The organism is Archangium sp. (assembly GCF_036389735.1).
GTDB lineage: Bacteria > Myxococcota > Myxococcia > Myxococcales > Myxococcaceae > Archangium.
Map to the genome: position 1 here is coordinate 1 of NZ_DASVWK010000270.1, position 1,675 is coordinate 1,675.

General features: G+C 70.6%; 1 protein-coding gene. It reads right to left on the minus strand.

Annotation, left to right across the window (positions count from 1 at the left end; translation table 11 throughout):
* A partial coding sequence (locus VF794_RS09750) for a penicillin acylase family protein (protein ID WP_331109042.1) occupies positions 1-1,658 on the minus strand: 1,658 nt, incomplete at its 3' end.
* Between the last annotated feature and the right edge of the window lie 17 nt (positions 1,659-1,675).

A 1,675-nucleotide genomic window follows, 5' to 3' on the forward strand; every position in this document is an offset into this window, starting at 1 on the left:
AGCGTCTCGAGGGCCGGGGCGCTGGCGATCTCTTCCGCGGAGAAGAGGATGGGTCGCCACTGCTTCTGGACGAAGAGCGGGAGCTGGTCGTTGAAATGGGACGAGGCGGTGTCCTCGGACTCGCCATAGGTGAGCAGGGCCCGGGCCTCCACACCGCTGTCGGTGTAGCGCATGGCCATGAGGAAGCTCGTCCCATAGTTGACCACGTAGCCCTCGGTGGTGAGGCCCGTCTGGGGAGTGATGACCCTGCCACGCGGGGTCGTCGCGTCCAGCGCGGACTTCAGGACGCGGTAGTGGACGACGTTCGCGGTGCCATCCACCGTGGTGCCACCGTGCAGGGGAACGCGCGAGCCACCGCGTGGGGCGAATTGCACCTGGCCCAGCGGCGCATCCACCGCGAGGCCGGCCTCCCCCAGGCGCAGCACGGCCTCGGCCAGCTTGTCCAGGAGCGGGTCCGCCCCCGAGGCGGGAGGCGGCACGAGCGTGTTCGGCGTGTCCCGGGGCTGAGCGGGCGAGAAGGGCGTGGCGAAGAGGGTGCCCGCGTTCAGCAGGGCCGGGTTGCCGTGGGCGCCCATCAGCTCGCGCCAGAGGGGAGCGCCCACGCTGCTCGTCTCGTAGCGGCCATCCCACGCCGCCAGCAGGGCACAGGCCTGGGTGAGGTCCACACTCTGGCCCCGGGCGGTGCCCGTGGCATTGCCCTGGCAGCGCTGCACCACCTGCGCGCGCAGCAGCTCGGCCATCATGCCGCGGTTGTCGAGGACGGTGGCCTGTAGCTCCTCGAGGGTGAAACGGCCGTCGGGACCGGAGGAGCCCCCCTCGCGCACCTCGGAGAGCTGGACGAGGTTCATGCGGGTGCGGGGCGACTGGGGCACGCGCTCGAAGCCGTGCAGGGGGGAGAAGCCCTCCAGGGGCGCCGCCGGGTTGGCCAGCCAGTAGCTGTCATTGGAGTTGAAGACGAAGTCGCGGCGCGACAGTTGCGGCATCCGCGCGGAGGGGACGAGCCCCGGGCTGCGCGCACCGGACTCCTCCACCCACTCGGTGGCGGCGGTGCTGCCGTCGAGCAGCACCAGGCCCTGGGCCAGCAGCGCGGCCTGTGGCGAGCCGGGTGTGGAGGCCGCCTGCTGCCACTTCGCCAGCGCCTCGGCACTGAGGTTGGGCGTGGCCGAGGCATCCGTGTACCAGACGTTGCCCTCGCGATCCGTGGCCAGGGTGTTCACCCAGGGCACACCCCTCACGGTGGCGAAGACCTCCTGGAGTCGCTGGAGGCTGGTGGCCCGTCCCATGCCCAGGAACTGGGAGAGGAAGGCGGTGTTGTCGAGGTTGGCGTCCCGGTAGCTGACGGCGAGCGACCCGGTCCACCCCAGGCCGGGCAGGGCCAGCAGGAGCCCATGGTGGCTGCTGTAGAGGGTGCGGGAGACGTCCTTCAGCGAGCCATCGGTTTGGAGCACCTGGAGGGTGAAGGTGCGGGCCGTCAGCTCCCGCTCCTGGCCCTCATACACGTAGGTGGTGGGTTTGCCGGGAACGAGCTTCAGCAGATAGGCCGTGGCGCGCGCGCCGGACGAGAAGGTATGCGTCCAGGCCACGTCCTTGTTGAAACCGATCATGACACCGGGCACGCCCAGCAGGGAGACGCCGTAGACGTCGAGCTGTCCGGGCACGGTGAGGTGGCTCTCCC